This is a genomic window from Pseudoalteromonas sp. S4741 (assembly GCF_005886135.1).
GTDB classification, from domain to species: Bacteria; Pseudomonadota; Gammaproteobacteria; order Enterobacterales; family Alteromonadaceae; genus Pseudoalteromonas; species Pseudoalteromonas tetraodonis.
Genome location: NZ_PNCN01000188.1, coordinates 1 through 1,193 on the forward strand (window position 1 = coordinate 1; position 1,193 = coordinate 1,193).

Annotated in this window: 2 protein-coding genes; both read right to left on the reverse strand. The window is 43.3% G+C overall.

Annotated features, from left to right (window positions below):
* Positions 1-117: 117 nt before the first annotated feature.
* A complete protein-coding gene (rpsI, locus tag CWC30_RS17400; protein ID WP_024600778.1) occupies positions 118-510 on the reverse strand; it encodes a 30S ribosomal protein S9 in 393 nt (130 codons plus the stop codon).
* A gap of 8 nt (positions 511-518) precedes the next feature.
* Entirely contained in the window at positions 519-947 is a 429-nt protein-coding gene (rplM, locus tag CWC30_RS17405; protein WP_002957960.1) for a 50S ribosomal protein L13, read from the reverse strand.
* Positions 948-1,193: the final 246 nt, after the last annotated feature.

Below are 1,193 nucleotides of genomic sequence, written 5' to 3' on the forward strand. Positions count from 1 at the left end.
GAACCTTGAACCTTGAACCTTGAACCTTGAATCTTGAATCTTGAACCTTGAATCTTATAGCTACAAAACAAAAAACCCAGCATAAGCTGGGTTTTTGAATTCTTGATAACGTAAAAATTAACGTTTTGAGAACTGTGGACGCTTACGCGCTTTCTTAAGACCCACTTTCTTACGTTCAACTTTACGTGCATCACGAGTAACGAAACCTGCTTTACGAAGTTGTGGACGTAGTGACTCGTCAAACTCCATAAGTGCACGAGTGATACCGTGACGGATAGCACCAGCTTGACCAGTAGTACCACCACCAGCAACGGTGATGTGTAAGTCAAACTTTTCAGTCATGTCTACAAGCTCAAGAGCTTGACGAACAACCATGCGTGCTGTTTCGCGACCAAAGTACTCTTCTAAAGAGCGCTTGTTGATTACGATGTTACCAGTGCCTGGGCGTAAGAATACGCGAGCACTTGAACTTTTACGACGACCTGTACCGTAGTATTGATTTGCCATGATAGTGCTCCTTAAATGTCTAGAACCTGAGGCTGTTGTGCAGCATGATTGTGCTCAGTACCCGCGTAAACTTTAAGTTTACGGTACATAGCGCGGCCTAAAGGACCACGTGGCAACATGCCTTTAACAGCTTTTTCGATGATCATTTCAGGCTTTGCAGCTTGAAGTTTATCAAAAGTAGTAGACTTAAGACCACCTGGGAAACCAGAGTGAGCATAGTACACTTTGTCTTTGAATTTGTTACCAGTAACAGTAACTTTCTCAGCGTTAATAACGATGATGTAATCACCAGTATCTACGTGCGGTGTGTACTCAGCTTTATGCTTACCGCGTAGGCGATGAGCGATTTCAGTAGCGATGCGACCTAAAGTTTTACCTTCAGCGTCAACTACGTACCAGTCACGTTTTACTGTTTCTGGTTTAGCAACAAACGTTTTCATTTATAAAAATCCAATGTTTTTCAATTAAAACCACAGGTAGTTATGTTTAACTACCGCTCTAAGTTTGCTACAACCCCTTCGAGTTTTAGACTTTTGCGCCGCTCACAAGTGGCTAAACTATATGAGGACATAGAACGCAACGTGGCAGACGCGGGAGTATACCAGCACTTAAACTACATTGCTACCGGCCGGTTGTTTTTTCCTCAAGAAAAGTTTGGGTTCGGGGTTCGGAGTTCGGAGTTCGGA

What these genes read in the sequence shown, in the direction of transcription:
- rplM (WP_002957960.1), bottom strand. Translation starts at nt 947, where the DNA reads ATGAAAACGTTTGTTGCTAAACCAGAAACAGTAAAACGTGACTGGTAC.